We start from the raw sequence: 17869 nt of genomic DNA on the forward strand, positions 1-17869 counted from the left end.
CACCTGGCAAAAGGCCCTCTGGAAAAGGAAAGTCTACGTGAAATCCACACCGCCGCCGCGCGCATGGCAGCGTATGCTGAGCGGGCGCAGGCTCGACCTTCTCGACCCGTCCCCCCTTGATGTCGAAATCGAGGATATCGCCCACGGCCTTTCCCGGGTCGCACGCTGGAACGGACAAACAGAAGGCCGCTGGCCCTATTCCGTCGCCGAGCATTCCATTCTGGTGGAAAATCTCGTGTACAGGCTCTATCCGGATCTTGCCCTGAAATGGCGTCTCGCGGCCCTGCTGCATGATGCGGCCGAGTATGTCATCGGCGACATGATCACACCTTTCAAGGCAATCATCGGCTCGGATTACAAAAGCGTCGAGAAGCGGCTCGAAGAAGCGGTCCATCTCCGCTTCGGTCTCCCCGCCGCGTTACCGGCCGACATCGTCAAGAAAATCAAGCGTGCCGACAAAATCGCCGCTTACCTTGAAGCCACCCAGCTTGCTGGCTTCTCTCTCACCGAAGCGAACAAAATTTTTGGGAAACCGAAAGCCGGGCTTGATGTCGTGATTGAGCCGGCCTCGCCAACAGCCGCGAAACAGGCCTATCTCAAACGTTTCCGCATTCTGGGCGGCCCCTCAAAATAAACGCGCGGTTGGATAAGAACCACTCTCTTCCAGCACTCCTGGAACTGGATTCAGACCGCACGATCCGGCACAATCAGAGCGGGCGGATGGAGCCGCTGACGGCTCCGGGATCACCAGGGATACGCGATGCTCTTGCAGGACCAGACAAACAAAAAGCCGCAGAAGAAGCGCAAGCTTTCTCCCATCCTGGATCAGATCCTTTATGGCCCGCCCAGTGTTACCTGGAACATCCTCGGACTGACGCAGAATCAACGCGTCAAGGAGCCGCTGTTCAAAATCCCCAGCCTCAACCGCGTCATCATTTTCAAATACCCGAATTTCAAGGTCGAGGTATCCGATTCCTCTTCGCTCAATTTTTCGGACAAAAGCGCTTCCCTATCCAACGATCGCCCGGTCGAGACCGCGCTTTATATTCCCAATGACGAGGAAGCCCCCCGCGAGGGCGGATATGCCGTCTATCTGCGCCAGAAAGATGCCGAGGCGCTGCTACAGCGCTATGTGGGCATCGCTCATGACGGCATGACGGAAGCAATGCAGAGCGATTTCAACTTTCTTAAAATGATCGATGATCTCCCTTCACTGGATCCGTTCCTGCTGAAAACAGCGTTCGAGCGTAACAAGATCAAATGCAGCCCAGATTATCTGGTGATGGAAGACGGGGAAGAGGACAACATCAAGTCAGTGATCCGAAACAAGGTCCGGCCGATCGTCAACAAGGCTCTTGGCGCCGATGCCAATGAAGTCTCCAAGACGCAGCGCTTCATTGATGCGATCTGGGATCCGACTATTCCCGAAGCCGCCCTGTTCATCCAGGCGTTCAAGATCGACAGCAGTGAAGTGTCAAATGTATTCAGCGCCTGGAAAGGCGTTTCATTTTACCAGTATCAATTCGAGATCAACAAACCTCTGATTGCTGAAGTTATTCGTTGGCTGAAGTCGGAAAACTCGAAACCGATCGACCATCGTGAGCACCGCGCCTTCCTTCAACAACAGAATATGTTCAAACAACAGGTGCTGAAAAAAACGCTCAACTTGCTCTCCAATATTAACCAGATATTTAAAGATTTCGACGCATGTTATGAAAAATTCATCAATGATGGAGACCCGGTAGCCTTTCGAAATTTCCTGATCACATCGCACTATCGATACTGGCTCCTCGGCTATTGCTGTACCGCCCTGATGCACACCCGCAACATATTCGAGAGAAGCCTGAGAGAAGGCACCAGAGGTGCCCTCATGTTTGAACAGCTCAATGATATGCTGACCAATATCGATTCCACGGTGAGCAGTAAATCGCAAGGCACAGAAGACCTGTAAACTCTTTGGTTTTATTTAAAAAAGCCGAGAAGTTTCATTGAAAATCAAACTTATATCGGACAAAAGTAGCGCTCGCACTTCGGGTGCGACCGATGGGCTGAGTAACGGAACCGCAGAGAAGCATGGCGAACAGCGCGACGACAGCGACCCATTTCTGGCCCATCAATTTCGCAGAGCGCGGTGTAGCCGTGCCCTTCACGACGCCCAGCGTGGCGATGGCGAGGGTCCGCAATGGCGAACGCGGACGGCTGGAACTGGTGATTTCCGGCCTTTCCGGCGGGCGCGGCGTTTATGTTATCGGCTGGAGCGCGGTTCCCGAGACCTTCAAGCTGACGGTGTTTGACCGGGTTCTGCACGAACATATAAATGCCATCGATACCGTCACCCCGGATACGGTCAGGGAAGCCGTGCTCGGCGCTACGGCAACGGGGCTGGCCGGGGACGACGCGGCAGAAGCCGCTATTCAATCAAGCAGCAAGATCACGGAAGACCAGATCCGGATCAGCCTTGCCCTGACCCAGCATCTGGTGAAATCCTTTCTGGATACCGACCTGGATATAGGCCTTGCCGAGCTGGTCACGCCAGCCGGTCAGCATAAAGTCCAGAACCTGCTGGGACGTGTCGCCCGTACGGAAAACATCGACCCCATGACTCTCTCCCGCATTCTCACGGAGTGGGGAGATCTGCTTGAGGCACTTGGCGTTCTGGATCACCGGCCACGCGGCCGCTATCGCAGGATCCTGGACGAAGCAGGTCACTTTCAGAAATCCTTTGCCGATTGGCTGCGCACCGGGGAAATTCCGGAAGATCATCCGGCAAATCTTATTGTCGATGTCCTCGAAGAGACGCTGCAGAACTGGAACAACGCCTTCCAGGATGCCGATGCCTACGCGCACGACCCACGATCCTCTCTCAAAAACTGGGCACAGGCCAAAAGAACTCTGGAAATGCTGAGTGCGCGCATTCCCTGGCTGGAGGATGGCTGGTCTGTCATCTTTGCGATGTGGGAAAATGCGCTGCGAGGGGATCATGACCAGCGCCTTGAGACCGTCGGCACAATCCTGTCCGGATTACCGTTGATGCCCCGTGACGAAGTCTCGCCGAACAGCCACCCGCGCTGGATGGAATTCGCCAAGCGGCTCAGCCTGCTTGCCGCGCGGAACGAACAGAGGAGCCAAAGCGACATCTCCCTTGAAAGAATGTTACGGCAGGAGCAGGTCCTGACACGGAGCCTCGGTTAGACAAGTATGAGTTCAGATTCAAACGACATTCCCCTCGGTAATCTCGAGGGGCAGCTCTTCAAGATTCCGGAAGAAGATCTGACCGAACTGGTGGCAAAGCTGGAACGCCGCGCGCAGGACCCCAGCAAGGCGCCTGCCGTCGGCAAGATCCTGGACCAGCTCCGCCCCAGGCTCGCCATTCTGAAGCCGCAACGGCAGGCCACACTGGTCCGGCTCTTCGCCGAGCCCTTCTCGGATCTTCTTTACACCACTGGCGAGCCGCGCAAACCCGTCGGACGGATACCGCGCAGCGCTATCGTTCCCTGTTATAAATTGCTGCTGGAAAATTCAGAACCTGCCCGCATCCAGCGATACCAGAACGACCTGGATGGGATCGAAAAGGAGAATGAAGAGGCGCTGATGATTCTCGGTACCGGCTTCTGGCGCTATGCGTCGGGACAGCTGCACCGGGTTCTCGATATGGCTGAAAAGGACAAGGCAGCCAAGCAGGCTCTGATCACCAAACTGGGCGACACGTTTATCTATGCGGCGCTCAAAGAGATCCTCGGCGTGCTGGAAGTCGCCGTTCCGGTCATGGAGCTGCGCAAGGCCCTGCCATCCGTAGGCATGAGCCATGTCAGCAACGCCAACCTTGAGCATATTCGCATCGCTCTGGACACCGTTCACCGGCAACGGCCGAGCAATGCCGAGTTCATTGTGTTTGTTATCCTTGCCCGCCTGCGTAACCCGGCGATGATCGTTGAGATCATGCAGCGCGTGGAGGAAGCCGGCACTTTGGCCGATGTCTCCGCGGTGACCAACATTGCGAACGAGGCCATCGTCAGCCAGACGGAAGAGAAGATCCGGACACTCGGGGAAAAAATCTACGCGTCCACAAGCTGCCAAAACATGGCCTTGCAGGCCGAAGCCTCCGTGAAAGAGGTTGTTGGCGCCGCCAGTGCCATTGGCAATACCGGGTCCCGCATACAAAACCGGCAGGTGGCACGGACGAAAACCGAAATGGCCGATCTCGTCCGACGTGAGATGCTGGAAGCCCAGGACAACCTGACCAACGCCAACATGAATAGCCTCGGCGGCAACGACAGCGCCAGAGATCAGATCGCCGCCCAGAAAGGCCTGGAAGACCGGATCGTCTCGCTTAAGATCGCCAGCAGATTCGCAAATGAAATCGGTCTCGACCGGGACGTAAACCGGCGCCTGGCCGAGCTCGAGGAAAGCGTAACGGAGCAGTCCAGAAAACTGCTCGCCGCCCTCAAAAAGCGGGATTACGCCGCCCTCGCCCCGGAAGAAGCAGAACGCCAGCTGTTCACCCAGGTCCGGCTCACCGAATTATTGCTCGGCCCTGAACTGGCAAACAGGTTGCGCCTTGAAGGCGAACTGCTGCTCGGCGATTACTAACCTTCCCTACTACGGCAGGCCCCGCTTGGGTGGCCCTATTCCGCCGGTGCAGGCGCCCGCACGATGGCTTCCTCCCGGATTGGCCAGTGGATGAAGCCGGCAAACAACGCCAGAGCAATCGACATATACCAGATCAGATCATAGGACCCTGTCTGGTCAAACACGATACCGCCCAGCCAGACTCCCAGGAACGAGCCGATCTGGTGGCTGAAGAAAACGATGCCGAACAGCATGCTCATATAGCGCATGCCGAAAATCTGACCGACCAACCCTGACGTCAGCGGCACCGTGCTGAGCCAGAGCAGTCCCATGGCCGACGCGAAGATATAGATGACCAGCTCGCTCGGCGGCACCAGCAGCAGGAACACGATGACCACGGCCCGAGCGAGATAGAGTATGTTCAGGAGATACTTTTTCGAGAACTTTCCACCCAGCACACCGGCGCTGTAAGACCCGATCACATTGAACAGACCGACCAGCGCCAGCGCACTGGCGCCTACCGTGACAGGCATCCCGAGATCGGTCACGTAAGCCGGCAGATGGACCGCGATGAAGGCGACCTGGAAGCCGCAGACAAAGAACCCGCTGGTCAGCAACCAGAAGCTTTTATAGCCAAGCGCCTCGCGCAGGGCCTGACCGAGACTCTGCCCGGACGGAAGCGGGTTCGCCTTGGTTCCCTTCACCGGCCAGAAGGCAATGGCCAGCGGCACCATCACCAGCGAGCCGAGCCCCATGAACAACGCCGCGTCCTGCCAGCCGAAGCTGGCGACAAGACTGCCCGCGACCGGAACCAGCAGGAACTGTCCGAGAGAGCCGGACGCCCCCGTCACGCCCAGCGCCCAGGAGCGCCGCTCAGGCGGGAAGAGCTGGCCAACCGCTCCCAGGATAATCCCGAAGGAAGTACCGGCGAGACCGGCCCCGACCAATATGCCCGCGCTCAGATGCAGCATCGACGGTGTCGCGGAAAAGGCGATCAGGACCGTACCGGCCGCATAGACGATAGCCCCGCCACAAATTGCCCGGAACGGGCCGTAACGGTCCGCGATGGCGCCCGCGAACGGCTGGGTCGCCCCCCAGATCAGATTCTGAAGCGCGAGCGAGAAGGCAAAGATCTCACGGCCGACGCCAAGCTCTGCTGTGATCGGTGGCAGGAAAACACCGAAACCGGATCGAATACCGAAGGAAAGCGCGCCAATAATCCCGCCGCAGAGCAGCGCGATATAGGCAAGCCGCATGTTGTAATCCTGGCTTTCGCTGGTGCCTGACATTCGCCTATTCCCTTTGTGTCGGAAGAACGGTGGGCGCTTGTGACGGGCCCGACAACGTTCTAGGTTCGAAATATGGCACCGGGCGAATACGACGACAAACGCCCGATTGTCACCAGAACAATTCATGGGAGCTGACTACCAATAGGCGTATGGCGCCTCTTGGCAGGCCCGCTTCCCACCTCGCGCTTAGGATGGAAGGAAAACGGCTATGTCGACGCCGAAATATGCCGTCATTGACGGCGAAATCGTGGCCTGGGACAACGCGACCGTGCATGTCGCCTCGGCGGCTTTCAAATTCGGCACAACGGTCTTCGAGGGCCTGCGTGCCTACTGGAATGCGAACGATGAGGATTTCTACCTGTTCCGCATGGCCGAGCATATGGACCGGCTGGACTTCTCCCAGCGCTTCATGCGGTTTGACAGCGCCATCCCGGCGGATCTGGTTGCCCGGAAAACCCTGGAGCTGATCCAGGCCAACGGCTTCAAGGGAACCAACCTGCACATCATGACATCCTGCTATGTCGCCGGCATGGGCGGCCCCGGTGCTTGCGGGCCGGTTGGCCTCGCCATCACCGCTCTGGAGCGGCCCCGCTCGGAAAATGTGCTGAACGGCGTGAACGTGCAGGTCAGCTCCTGGATGCGCATCCCGGACAACGCCATGCCGATGCGCGTCAAATGCAACGCCAACTATAATAACGGCCGGCTTGCCACTGTGCAGGCGACGGTCGACGGCTATGACACCGCCCTCTTCCTGAATAGCCGGGGCAAGATCTCCGAAGGTCCCGGCATGTGTTTCTTCATGGTCCGGGGCAATCAGGTGATCACCCCGCACACTTCCAGCGACATCCTGGAAAGTATCACCCGGGACACCGCCCTGCAGCTTGCCCGCGAGGCCGGCTACGAGATCGTGGAACGGGATATCGACCGCAGCGAACTTGCGGCCGCCGACGAAGCCTTCTTCTGCGGCACCGCCTGGGAAGTCACCCCGATTCTGTCCATCGATCGCCTCCCCGTTGGCAAAGGCGGTATCGGACCGATCACCAAAAAGCTGCAGCAGACCTATTTCGATGTCTGTGAAGGCAAGACGGAAAGCCACCCCGAATGGCGTCTGCCGGTCTATAGCGACCGCGCCGCCAAGGCCGCCGAATAAAGCAGCCTAAACCGTCTCCGCCGTGCCGTAAGAGCCAAGGCACGGCGGAGATACGGGATTACATTATCCCCTCCGGCTAACCGCTCCGCACCCGGCGTTGCCAGAGAGACGTCTGAGAAATCAGCAGCAGCAGGAACGATACGGTCAATGCGAGCGATATCGGATGAGCGACGAAGTTCCACAGGAACTCGCCGATATCATGACGCGCGCCAATCATCGCCCGCCGGTAATTACTGTCCAGCATCGGCCCCAGGATCACTCCCAGAATCACCGGGCCGACCTGAAAGCCGAATACCTTCATGAAATAACCGGCCACACCGAAACCCAGCATCCAGGTGATGTGGACCGGATTGTTCTGGATGGCATAGGTGCCGACGGCAGAGAGCACGATGATCAGCGGTATCAGGATCGCCTTTGGACATTCGACAATCTTGGTGAAGACCCGGATGCCGCTCAGCCCGAATATCAGCAGGAACAGATTTGCCAGCGTCAGATTTCCGACGATGAACCAGAACAGGTGCGGCGTTTCGATCAGAAGCAACGGCCCCGGTTTCAGGCCGTGAATGAACAGCGCGCCGATAATGACCGCAGTCACCGCATCCCCCGGAATACCGAGTGTCAGCATCGGGATGAATGCGCCGCCGACCGCCGCGTTATTCGCGGTCTCCGGCGCCACCAGCCCTTCCTTCGCCCCCTTGCCGAAGGGAACTTCCGGCTTCTTCGTCGATCTCTTAGCGTGATCGTAAGCCAGCAATGCAGCGATATCGCCGCCGGTTCCCGGCAGGGCGCCGATGATTGTTCCGATACCAGAGGAGCGCAGCGCCAGACCGAGATAACGCCGTATGTCGGCCAGCCCGGGAATAACGCTGCCGATTTTCTGCCGGATCGGCGGCAGCGAGAGATTGTGGAGCTGCACCAGCGCTTCGGCCACGCCAAAAAAGCCGATCATGGCGGCAACATAGGGAATGCCGCCCATCAACTGTATCGAGCCAAAAGTCAGTCTCTGCTCGGCCGTCATCGGGTCCAGTCCGACCATTCCGATCAGCACGCCAAGAGCACCCGCGAAAACACCTTTGGCAAAGCTTTCCCCGGAAAGGGCCCCGACGAGCAAAATACCGATCAGGCCAAGCAGTAAATAATCCCGTGACTGGAACATCAGGGCGAAGTTCGCGATAGCCGGGGCGAAAATGGCAAGTGCCAGAATCCCCACAAGCCCGCCAATGACAGACATCACCGTCGTCAGTCCGATCGCCTGCCCGGCCTCTCCGCGCTGGGCCATCGGGTAGCCCTCGATTGCCGTTGCCACTGCGCTCGGCGCACCCGGTATGTTCAGCAGGATGGCCGTGCGTGCGCCGCCATATACGCCGCCGACAAAGACACCGGCAATCAGCGCCAGGGCATCATTCACCGGCCATTTGAAAGTGAAGGAAATCAGAATGGAGGTTGCCATGGTGACGGAGAGGCCGGGGATCGCCCCGACATAGATCCCCGCCATGGTTCCCGCAGCCGTCAGCAGCATCAGCCAGGGATCGAACCATGAGATCGACAAGTTGGAAAGGATCTCCGGCATCTCAGAAAACTCCCCGCAGCCACGTTCCCGATGGCAGGACAACCTGGAAGCCAAGGCGAAAAACAACGTAGATCACGGCAATCGAGACGCCCGTGATCAGCAGCGAGAGAAACAGGCCCTGGCGCCAGAGATAAGAGAACGCGGCGAACAGGAACAAGGCCGAAGACAGCACGAAGCCGATATAGGGCATCGCGGCGACATAGGCGGCGACCATCGCGACGATAATCAGCAGATCGCGCGAAAATACCGGGCCGGCATGCGCCGTCACCGGCCTGTCGGCGGCATCGCTTTCGGACAAGCCCCGCACAGCCCCGGACAGGACAAAGGATGCCGCGGCCAGCATGGTCGCGGAGGCAAGCATGGGGAACATGCCCGCAGTCGTCAGGCCGCCGAATCCTGAAATACCATAGGATTGCCAGAATGCGGCGGCACTGAACAGAACCAGGATGAGCGAGAACAGGGCCTCGCCCGATCCCTTCATTTTATGAAGCATCATCGATGATCAATAGCAGTCCTGGGGGCGTCCGAAGACGGCCCCAGGGCATGCCATTACGGCCGCTTGATACCGAGAGAAGCCGGGTCGACCTTTGCCGCGCCCGTATCCTGCAGTGCCCAGACAGTGACCTGCTGCCACTTCTTCAGGAACGCCTCCGCTTCACTGCCGGAGATATTCATCATCACATTGCCCCGATTGGCCATCAGCGTGGTGAACTGTTCGCTCTCGGCGGCTTTCTTGAAGGCACTCTCAAGAACGGCCTTCACGTCGTCCGGCGCATCCTTGCGCACGAAAACCCCGTAGAACGGCCCCCACGGCAGGAATTTATCCATTCCGGGAATAGCGTCGGTGATCGGCGGTACGTTCGGCAGCGTGTCTACCGATGACGGATTCACCACGGCCAGCGCCCGCATCTTGCCAGCCTTGATCTGCTCGGCTGCGGCGGAAATGCCGGACGGCATGAAATCGACCTCGCCGCCGAGCATGGCGGTCAGGCCCGGTCCCTCACCGCCGAACGGAATGGCGGTGACCTCGAAATCGGCAGCGTTCGCGATCAAGGCACTGATCGTGCTTGGCAAGCCGCCGGGACCGGTCGATCCCATTTTAACGGCACCGGGATTGGCTTTGATATCAGCCAGCAGGTCGGCCATCGTCTTGTATTTGGAGTCCGACGGAACGGCGATCACAGCAACGCCACGGCCCAGAATGTTGACCGGATAAAAAGAGGAATAGTCGAGGCTGGAAACACCCATCACCGGATGCAATTGCGGATTCTCGGCCCCATAAAGGAATGTGTACCCGTCGGCCGGAGCCGCATTCACGAAAGCGGTCGAGATCGCGCCGGCTCCGCCGGACTTGTTCAGCACAACAATCGGCTTTCCAAGCGCTTCCTCAGCCGCCGGATTAACGGCACGGGCCACGGTATCGGTCGCGCCACCGGCGCCCCACATCACGACACCGAGCACTTCCCGCTCGGGATAGTCCGCAACGGCAAGACTGGAAGAAAGAGCCAACGCCGCAACGGCGCCAAGCAAAGTGCGTTTCATAGTTTCGACTCCCTAAGTCGTATTTGTTTTTGCGCCCTCCAAAGAGGCAGCGCTTGGTTCCGTGAGTCGTTGCTCGCGGAATGATTAAGGCGCCGAGTAGTTAGGAAAATATATTCCGCATAGGCAAGGCATAATTCCCGCCATCAAGCATCACCGGGCAGCGCCCCCAAGCAAAAGGATCAGATCCAAATGCTTTGTCATCGCGTGTCCAGGGATCGGGCGATTCGGCAGTCTATTCGACTCTTCGCAAAATATAATTCGGCCCGTCGCAACTGGTGACCAGAAAATCGCCACCGAAATAATCGAAAGCCTTTCCGTCCATCGAGTCCCCGGCAGTGCAGAAGAAAAGCGCATCCTTTTCGTCGATCGATGGCCTGCTTTCATCAGCGCAGGTCAACTCAACTTTCAGCCAGTCGGGATAAAAATCCGGAGCCTTGCGAAGGCCCTCGGACTTGAGGTCGTTCGAGAACAACCAGCGCTCACCGAAATAGCCAGCTGTATTATCGATCAATTCCGCCGCGTAGCGGTCAACGCGGCATCGGTAGCCTAAAACATCCAGATGGGAATTCGTGATCTCGATACGGCCGCCGATGAAAGGTTCGGCCTGCTCTGGTGTGACGGCGGTTATGCCGGAGAAATCGACCTCCTCAATCACCCAGACGCCTTGAATCTGGCTCGGCATGAAAGCGAATGAAGAATGATTTTGCGCTTCGGCCCTTATCGACAATAAACAGAAACACACCAGGGCTGCTCTTGCCAAAACGCTTCTGGCCCGAGTACGGCCCGGAGCGGGACGTAACATCATGCGACTTACCGATCGTTTCATATGGCAAAAATCCAACTCTTGGCTCCAGCTGCTTCCATCCCGCACCTCCTGATACTTGTTCAGAACCGCTTGGCGTGGCGAGCGCCTTAATGTAGGTATCCCGCGTCTGGTAAGCGGCGGGCCCCGTGGCGGAACTGGTAGACGCACGCGACTTAAAATCGCGAGTCTTAGGACGTGAGGGTTCGAGTCCCTCCGGGGCCACCATTCAGAATCCTGCCGACCGCTCACGGCGCGTTCAAACTCTCCACTGATCGCCCATCAGATCGCATAAACATCCTACATCAGGTGCCGCTTCGTCCACGCCACCAGCCCGGCACCGGCCAGCAAGCCCGCGGCCGCAAAAGACGCGGCGGGAAAGCCGTTCGCGGCATAGAGCATGCCGCACACGAACGGGCCAAGGAAGATTGCGCCGTAGGTGATTGTGGTGTGCAGCCCCATCAGAACCGGCCGTGCGTCATCTCCCCGCCGCGACAAGAACAGGATGATCAGGTTCACGCCGATATGGTTTGCCATACCCCAGACAAAACCTGCGGCAAGTGCGCCGGGATAGCTCGTCGTGGCCGGCACAAGCGCCAGATAGACGAGACAGAGGAAGCCGAGAATACCTGGAAACACACGCGCCGGCCCCGCACGATCCACCCAGGACATGCAGGTACTGGCGATCCCGAACCCGGCGCCGTACGTAAGGACGACGAAGCCGGACATCGTCGCGCTTGCCCCGAACGTTTCGCCAAGCCGGACGCCCAGAAACGGATAGAGACCGTAAAACGCGGTCATATAGAGCAGGCAAATGACAAGCAGGGGCACAGCTCCTGGCCGGACGAGCGCCTGCTTCACGCTGATCGCCACCCTGTCAGCCGCTTGTTCCGCCCCCAGTGGTATCCGCGTAAAGGCGACCGCCGTGATCCCGGCAAATCCGGCAAGCACGTAATAAACCGCCCGCCACCCCGCGAGATCCGAGACAAATGCCGAGAACGGCACCCCGAGAACAAGTGCGATCGCCCAGCCGCGAATCACTTTGCCGAGAATTTGGGCTCCCTGTCCTTCCGGTGCGCTCGCTGTTGCTGTCGCATAGATCGTCGGCAGCATCTGTCCAACAGCCAGGCCGACCTCTCCCTGCGCCAGAGCCAATACATGCCAGGTCTCGCTGATGGCACTGACGATGAAACACAGCGCCATCATCGCCGCTCCCACCGAAAGCACCCGCCGGACGGATACTCCGCCGCCATAGCGCGCATAGATGAGTGACGAGACCGCCGTCGCGGCGCCAAACGCAGAGATTGCCCGCGCCACTATTGCCGGATGAACTTCCATGTCACGTGCGACATCGCCGAGGATCGGGCTCAGCACAAACGAGTTCGAGCCGATCACCATAATCCCGGCCGTCAGCGCCCAGGACAGCAAACGCCCCGATTGAATCGTTATCATTTGATTGGGATTCTGGAATGATTAAAGACCGCTCATGATCTGACTTAATCCTGTCAGGTCAAGGCTTCTGCGTGCTGGAGCCAGAATTCAGACAGCCCGGCCGAATGAAATCACACCAGTGAAACGCTTCGGCCTTTAACCATATCGAGGCAACGATTATGGTTTCGCCATCATGACAGAAAAGATCAAGAATTCAGCGGCAAAACCCATCCCCGCCCCCGACCTGCCTCCCATTGAGAGGCTGCGTCAGGTCATGGCGAGCCTGCGCGATCCAGATGGCGGATGCCCGTGGGATATCGAGCAGAGTTTCGAGACGATCGCGCCCTACACCATCGAGGAAGCCTACGAGGTTGCGGATGCCATCACCGAAGGGGATATGCCCCATCTCGAGGAAGAACTCGGCGACCTGCTGCTTCAGGTGATCTATCACACGCAAATCGGTCAGGAAGCCGGGCATTTCGATTTCGACAGCGTGGCGCATGCCATCACCGAAAAGATGATCCGGCGGCATCCGCATGTCTTCGCGTCAGAGAATGTTGCCGATGCCGACGCCCAGACGCGGAACTGGGAAGTGCAAAAAGCCGAAGAGCGCGCCCGTAAAGCCGCCAAAAGTGATGTACGGCCAAGCGCTCTGGATGATGTCTCTTCGGCCTTCCCCGCCCTGATGCGAGCGGTGAAACTGCAAAAGCGCGCCGGCCGCGTCGGGTTCGACTGGCCGGGGACGGATCAGGTGTTCGACAAGCTGGAAGAAGAGATCGCCGAAGTCCGCGCGGAATTGAAGGATCATCCGGCCGAGCGTGACCCCGACCGGATCGAGGATGAAATCGGCGATCTTCTGTTCGTTTGCGTCAATCTTGCCCGCAAACTCGATATCGACCCGGAGAGTGCCCTCAGGCGCTGCAACCGGAAATTCGAGACCCGATTCCGGGTTGTCGAGACAATGCTGCATGATGAAACGGGACGCTCCCCGGATCAGGCGGATTTGGGTGAACTGGAAGATCTCTGGCAACGCGCCAAACAGTTCGACAAAGCCTGATCACATCAACAAAATGACATAAATTTTTGTTTTAACTGTCTTTTATCGAAGGAGAAAAGACATGACCAAAACCGTTTTCATCACTGGTGCGACCTCCGGATTTGGCGAAGCGACTGCACGCCGGTTTGCCGCCGAAGGCTGGCAGACCATCATCACCGGCCGCCGCACAGACCGTCTTGAGAAATTACAGGGCGAACTGCCGACACCATGCCATGCAGTGACACTCGACGTGCAGGACAAGGCCGCCGTCGATGCTTGCATCGCCGGCATTCCGGAGAGCTTCAAGCCGGTCGACGTGCTGGTGAACAATGCCGGTCTCGCCCTCGGTCTGGAAAGTGCCGACGAGGTTGCGATCGAGGATTGGGAAACCATGGTCGATACCAACATCAAGGGCCTGCTCTACACCACCCGCGCCATGCTTCCCCACATGGTTTCCGCCGGCAGCGGCCATGTCATCAATCTCGGCTCCGTCGCCGGCAGCTGGCCCTATCCGGGCGGTAACGTCTACGGCGCCACCAAAGCCTTCGTGAAACAGTTCACCCTGAACTTGCGCGCGGACCTTGTCGGCAAGAACATCCGGGCAACGGATATCGAACCGGGCCTTGCCAATACCGAGTTCTCCGCCGTCCGCTTCAAGGGCGATAGCGACAAAGCCGACAATTTTTATGACGGCACCGATCCGCTCACGGCCGACGATATCGCCGACGCCATTTTCTGGGCCGCATCGCGCCCGGCGAATGTGAATATCAACCGGATTGAAATCATGGCGGGTTGCCAAGCCTTCTCTCCATTCAATATTGTGCGGAAATAAGCGCGGCAACAGGGCTGCGCAACGAGGAGATCCGCTATGGCGGTAAGCATTTTCATCGACGGTGAAGCCGGGACCACGGGCCTGCAGATCCGCGAGCGACTGGCGGGGCGGGACGATGTCTCCCTGATCAGTCTCGGCGCGGACGAACGCAAGGATACCGAAGCCCGACGCCGTGCGCTGAATGAAGCGGATCTCTCCATCCTCTGCCTGCCGGATGCGGCATCCATCGAAGCCGTGTCACTGATCGAGAATCCGGAGACGAAGGTAATCGATGCCTCAACGGCGTACCGGGTGGATAATGACTGGGTATACGGCTTTCCGGAACTGAGCTCCGGCCAGGAAGAGGCCGTGCGCCATGCGCGCTTTGTCAGCAATCCCGGCTGCTATCCGACCGGCGCCATAGGTCTGATCCGCCCGCTGGTGGAGAACGCCCTGCTTCCGGCCGATTACCCGGTCACGGTCAATGCCGTTTCGGGTTATTCCGGCGGCGGCAAGGCGCTGATCCAGTCCATGGAAGACACTTCGGCAGCGGATCATCTTTCCGCGAACGTGTTTGCCTATGGCCTCAACCTGCAGCACAAGCATCTGCCGGAGATGCAGCAATATTCCATGCTGGAGCACGCGCCGATCTTCCAGCCGAGCGTCGGACGATATTACAAGGGCATGGCAGTCTATGTGCCCCTGCATCTCTGGGCCCTCAAGGAAGGCATCGGCGCGGCGCGGATTCACGAATGCCTCAGCGACCATTACAGCGGACATCTCTTCGCTGATGTGGCACCTCTGGATGAAGCAGCCTCCCTTCCCCGCCTGGATCCGGAAGAGCAGAACGGTACCAACACTATCCGTTTTTACGTTTTTGCGAACGAGAAGAACGGACAATGCGTGCTGGCGGCGACACTCGACAATCTGGGCAAGGGGGCTTCGGGTGCGGCGGTTCAGAACATGAACCTGATGCTGGGCCTGGAAGAAGGCCGCGGGCTTACCTACAAGAGCGCGGCCTGAGCTGTCATCGGCTTGCAGCCCCTGAGGTTGCACAGGCCCAGTGATTATGGCCAAAGCTTTTCCCTGAGCTCGTCCCAGGATGCTTCGTCCGGCGCGATCAGCAGACCGCCGTCAAGCTGATCCGGGTAATAAGGGCGCTTGTTGAAGCGGGCGTGAAAACCGCCCGCTTCCTGGTGCAGAAGAGCACCCGCCACGTGGTCCCACGGCATATTTTTCGGATACATGGCGAAATGCGCGTCGCCTGTCAGCAACGTGAGATATTCGTGGCCGGCACAGCCTAGCCGGAAATGATCCTGTACCCCGGTCTTGGCCCGCTCTTTCATCTCCTCCTTCAGGGGCGACGACAGGAAACGGAAATTCAGAGCTCCCCGCATTTCCCCGCTTGGCCTTGGTGCCAGCACGGACAATGCTGAATCACGCTCGTCATAATCCCGCATCCACGCCCCCTCACCGCGCACGGCAAACGCACAGCGTTCGCCCAGCGGATCGAGGATGAAGCCAAGAACCGGCTGACGCCGGTAAACCAGCCCCACCATCACGCAAAAATTGCGGCTTCCCTTGGTGAAGTTACGCGTACCGTCAACCGGATCGATGATCCAGGCTGGTGCCTCCGCCGTGAGATTGCCGAGAACGGAAATATCATCGGCGACGGCTTCCTCGCCAACCACGCTTGAGCCCGGCAACAGATCACGCAGTAACGGGGTCATGCGGCGCTCGGACTCGATATCCGCGATGGTCACCAGATCATCCGGTCCGGTTTTTTCCTGGATTTCACCGGACTGAAGAGAACGGAAACGGGGGAGAATTACGGCATCCGCCGTTTCACGCATGATTTCGATGACTGCGGCGGGGTCTGGGATATTGGTCATGCGATCCTTTGAACTGACGCATCGGACGATGCAAGGCGGGTCTGGATATCTACCCGTATACGCCCTGTTCTGGAAGTGATCTAAATCACCATCAACATATCGTGTTCAGACATTGAACCTGGCGTCAAAACGTTCCGCATCCACGGGAGCCAGGCGTACCTTCATCAAAATGTCGGTTTCCCCGTCCTGCCGCTCCATGACCTGACCGTGCTCATACAACCACGCAAGCGCGGCTCCGTCGGTGACATCGAGCTCGAAAGTCCGTGTGACGTCAGCCGCGCCGATCATTTCATCAAGCACGGAGAGGACATTCTTGCAGCCCTCCCCCGTGAGCGCGGAAACCGCGATCCGGTGCGTTTTCCCGGACGCACTATCCAGACTGGCGGGATCTTCCATCAGGTCGATCTTGTTCAGAATTTCGACCGTTTGGTCTTCGAGCTTCTGCTCTTCAAGCCCCAGATCACGCAGGACCGACAAAACGTCATCCCGCTGCGCATCGCTGTCGGGGTGCGAGAAGTCGCGGACATGCAGGAGAATATCCGCCTCGCGGACTTCCTCCAGCGTGGCCCTGAAAGCCGCGACCAGATGTGTCGGCAGGTCTGAAATGAAGCCCACGGTATCGGACAGGATCACCGTCCGCCCGGATGGCAGCTCCACCCGGCGCATGGTCGGATCAAGGGTCGCGAAGAGCAGGTCCTTGGCATACACTTCGGACTCGGTCAGCCGGTTGAAAAGTGTCGATTTTCCGGCGTTGGTATAGCCGACGAGCGCGACGATCGGATACGGCACCTTGCGCCGGGACTCGCGATGCAGCTCCCGCGTCCGCTTTACGTCCTCAAGCTCATTACGGATCCGGGAAATACGCTCGAGGATCAGGCGCCTGTCGATCTCGAGCTGGCTTTCACCGGGGCCGCCGACAAAGCCAAACCCACCACGCTGGCGCTCAAGATGTGTCCATGATCGGACCAGGCGGCTGCGCTGGAACGTCAAAGCCGCCAGCTCGACCTGAAGACGGCCTTCATGGGTCCGCGCCCTGGCACCAAAGATCTCAAGGATCAGAGCGGTACGGTCAATGACCTTGCACTCAAGCTCCTTCTCGAGATTGCGCTGCTGCACCGGAGAGAGCGAGGCATCGACGATAACGACATCGACTTCCAGCCCCTTGACCGTTCCCGCCAACCGTTCAACGGCCCCGCCACCCAGATAGGTCGCGGGCCGGACTTTGGACAGCGAAACGGTCTCGGCGTGAACCACGTCGAGCTCAATGGCCGCAGTCAGCCCGACGGCTTCCGCAAGACGCCCCTCCGGGTCTCGCAGTGCCGCGGGCTCACCCGCTCTCTGTTTTTCGAAAGGATGGACGACGAGAGCCAGTCCGCTGCTCGCGCCCGGCGTGCTACCCATGCACGCTCCGGTCATTCAGAATCAAGAGCACCTTCTTCCCGTGTCGGCTCAAACAATTGAACCGGCTGAGACGGCATAATCGTCGAGATCGCGTGCTTGTAGACCAACTGCGAATGAGCGTCACGGCGCAACAGCAGGGAGAAATTGTCAAACCATGTGACGATGCCCTGGAGTTTCACACCGTTGATAAGAAAAATTGTAACCGCAGTCTTGTTCTTCCGGATCGCGTTAAGGAACACTTCCTGAACGTTTTGATTCTTTTCGTTGGCCATTGCACGGACCTTTTGTTCGTTGCGTTTCAGCGCATGCCTTAAAAAGCCTGGCACCGCCCTCATCTCGCAAATGCGAAATGAGCATCTCCTTTATATAACTATTT

At 58.5% G+C, this 17869-nt stretch carries 17 protein-coding genes and 1 tRNA gene; 9 read left to right on the forward strand and 9 right to left on the reverse strand.

Translation table 11 applies throughout. The annotated features are described in order from the left end of the window. The first annotated feature begins 37 nt into the window (after window positions 1–37). The 4 genes from AAC126_RS12915 to AAC126_RS12930 all read left to right on the forward strand — a co-directional run bounded on the left by AAC126_RS12915 (window position 38) and on the right by AAC126_RS12930 (window position 4590). Window positions 38–634: an HD family hydrolase gene (locus tag AAC126_RS12915; RefSeq protein WP_339853958.1), complete on the forward strand. Its 597-nt coding sequence runs from the start codon at window positions 38–40 to the stop codon at window positions 632–634. 126 nt (window positions 635–760) lie between these two features. After that, window positions 761–1951: a hypothetical protein gene (locus AAC126_RS12920; protein ID WP_339853960.1), complete on the forward strand. Its 1191-nt coding sequence runs from the start codon at window positions 761–763 to the stop codon at window positions 1949–1951. Between the two features lie 122 nt (window positions 1952–2073). Then, a complete protein-coding gene (locus AAC126_RS12925) occupies window positions 2074–3192 on the forward strand; it encodes a hypothetical protein (RefSeq protein ID WP_339853962.1) in 1119 nt (372 codons plus the stop codon). Window positions 3193–3198: 6 nt separating this feature from the next. After that, window positions 3199–4590 carry a hypothetical protein gene (locus tag AAC126_RS12930; protein WP_339853964.1) on the forward strand — a complete coding sequence of 464 codons (1392 nt, stop codon included), beginning with the start codon at window positions 3199–3201 and terminating at the stop codon, window positions 4588–4590. Between the two features lie 35 nt (window positions 4591–4625). Here AAC126_RS12930 and AAC126_RS12935 read toward each other — a convergent pair whose 3' ends face one another. After that, entirely contained in the window at window positions 4626–5858 is a 1233-nt protein-coding gene (locus tag AAC126_RS12935) for an MFS transporter (protein WP_339853965.1), read from the reverse strand. 208 nt (window positions 5859–6066) lie between these two features. Between AAC126_RS12935 and AAC126_RS12940 the strand changes: the two genes are divergently transcribed. Further along, on the forward strand, window positions 6067–7008 hold the full coding sequence (locus AAC126_RS12940) for a branched-chain amino acid transaminase (protein ID WP_339853966.1): 942 nt from the start codon (window positions 6067–6069) through the stop codon (window positions 7006–7008). 76 nt (window positions 7009–7084) lie between these two features. Here AAC126_RS12940 and AAC126_RS12945 read toward each other — a convergent pair whose 3' ends face one another. From AAC126_RS12945 to AAC126_RS12960, 4 genes are all read right to left on the reverse strand, one after another. After that, complete coding sequence (locus AAC126_RS12945) at window positions 7085–8578, reverse strand: tripartite tricarboxylate transporter permease (RefSeq protein ID WP_339853967.1); 1494 nt, start codon at window positions 8576–8578, stop codon at window positions 7085–7087. Between the two features lies 1 nt (window position 8579). Further along, window positions 8580–9074: a tripartite tricarboxylate transporter TctB family protein gene (locus AAC126_RS12950; protein ID WP_339853969.1), complete on the reverse strand. Its 495-nt coding sequence runs from the start codon at window positions 9072–9074 to the stop codon at window positions 8580–8582. A 53-nt stretch (window positions 9075–9127) separates the two neighbouring features. Then, entirely contained in the window at window positions 9128–10120 is a 993-nt protein-coding gene (locus tag AAC126_RS12955) for a tripartite tricarboxylate transporter substrate binding protein (protein ID WP_339853971.1), read from the reverse strand. Window positions 10121–10352: 232 nt separating this feature from the next. After that, window positions 10353–10946, reverse strand: a complete 594-nt coding sequence (locus AAC126_RS12960) for a hypothetical protein (protein WP_339853973.1) — start codon at window positions 10944–10946, stop codon at window positions 10353–10355. A 119-nt stretch (window positions 10947–11065) separates the two neighbouring features. Here AAC126_RS12960 and AAC126_RS12965 point away from each other — a divergent pair. Then, a tRNA-Leu gene (locus tag AAC126_RS12965) sits at window positions 11066–11150 on the forward strand. Window positions 11151–11222: 72 nt separating this feature from the next. Here AAC126_RS12965 and AAC126_RS12970 read toward each other — a convergent pair. Continuing rightward, window positions 11223–12374, reverse strand: coding sequence for an MFS transporter (locus tag AAC126_RS12970; RefSeq protein WP_339853975.1), 1152 nt, complete (start codon window positions 12372–12374; stop codon window positions 11223–11225). 172 nt (window positions 12375–12546) lie between these two features. Between AAC126_RS12970 and mazG the strand changes: the two genes are divergently transcribed. The 3 genes from mazG (at window position 12547) to argC (ending at window position 15223) form a co-directional block, all read left to right on the forward strand. Further along, the gene (gene mazG / locus AAC126_RS12975) at window positions 12547–13410 is read left to right on the forward strand and encodes a nucleoside triphosphate pyrophosphohydrolase (RefSeq protein WP_339853977.1); all 864 of its coding nucleotides are present in this window, start codon (window positions 12547–12549) and stop codon (window positions 13408–13410) included. A 61-nt stretch (window positions 13411–13471) separates the two neighbouring features. Next, the gene (locus tag AAC126_RS12980) at window positions 13472–14221 is read left to right on the forward strand and encodes an SDR family oxidoreductase (protein WP_339853979.1); all 750 of its coding nucleotides are present in this window, start codon (window positions 13472–13474) and stop codon (window positions 14219–14221) included. A 36-nt stretch (window positions 14222–14257) separates the two neighbouring features. After that, complete coding sequence (argC, locus tag AAC126_RS12985; protein WP_339853981.1) at window positions 14258–15223, forward strand: N-acetyl-gamma-glutamyl-phosphate reductase; 966 nt, start codon at window positions 14258–14260, stop codon at window positions 15221–15223. A 44-nt stretch (window positions 15224–15267) separates the two neighbouring features. On the opposite strand, the gene AAC126_RS12990 is transcribed toward argC, so the two are convergent. From AAC126_RS12990 to hfq, 3 genes are all read right to left on the reverse strand, one after another. Beyond that, window positions 15268–16092, reverse strand: a complete 825-nt coding sequence (locus AAC126_RS12990) for an inositol monophosphatase (RefSeq protein ID WP_339853983.1) — start codon at window positions 16090–16092, stop codon at window positions 15268–15270. Between the two features lie 105 nt (window positions 16093–16197). Then, a complete protein-coding gene (gene hflX / locus AAC126_RS12995) occupies window positions 16198–17493 on the reverse strand; it encodes a GTPase HflX (RefSeq protein WP_339853985.1) in 1296 nt (431 codons plus the stop codon). Window positions 17494–17504: 11 nt separating this feature from the next. Next, window positions 17505–17765, reverse strand: a complete 261-nt coding sequence (gene hfq / locus AAC126_RS13000; RefSeq protein WP_339853987.1) for an RNA chaperone Hfq — start codon at window positions 17763–17765, stop codon at window positions 17505–17507. Window positions 17766–17869 lie beyond the last annotated feature (104 nt).

It is taken from the genome of uncultured Nisaea sp. (assembly GCF_963974195.1).
GTDB lineage: Bacteria > Pseudomonadota > Alphaproteobacteria > Thalassobaculales > Thalassobaculaceae > Nisaea.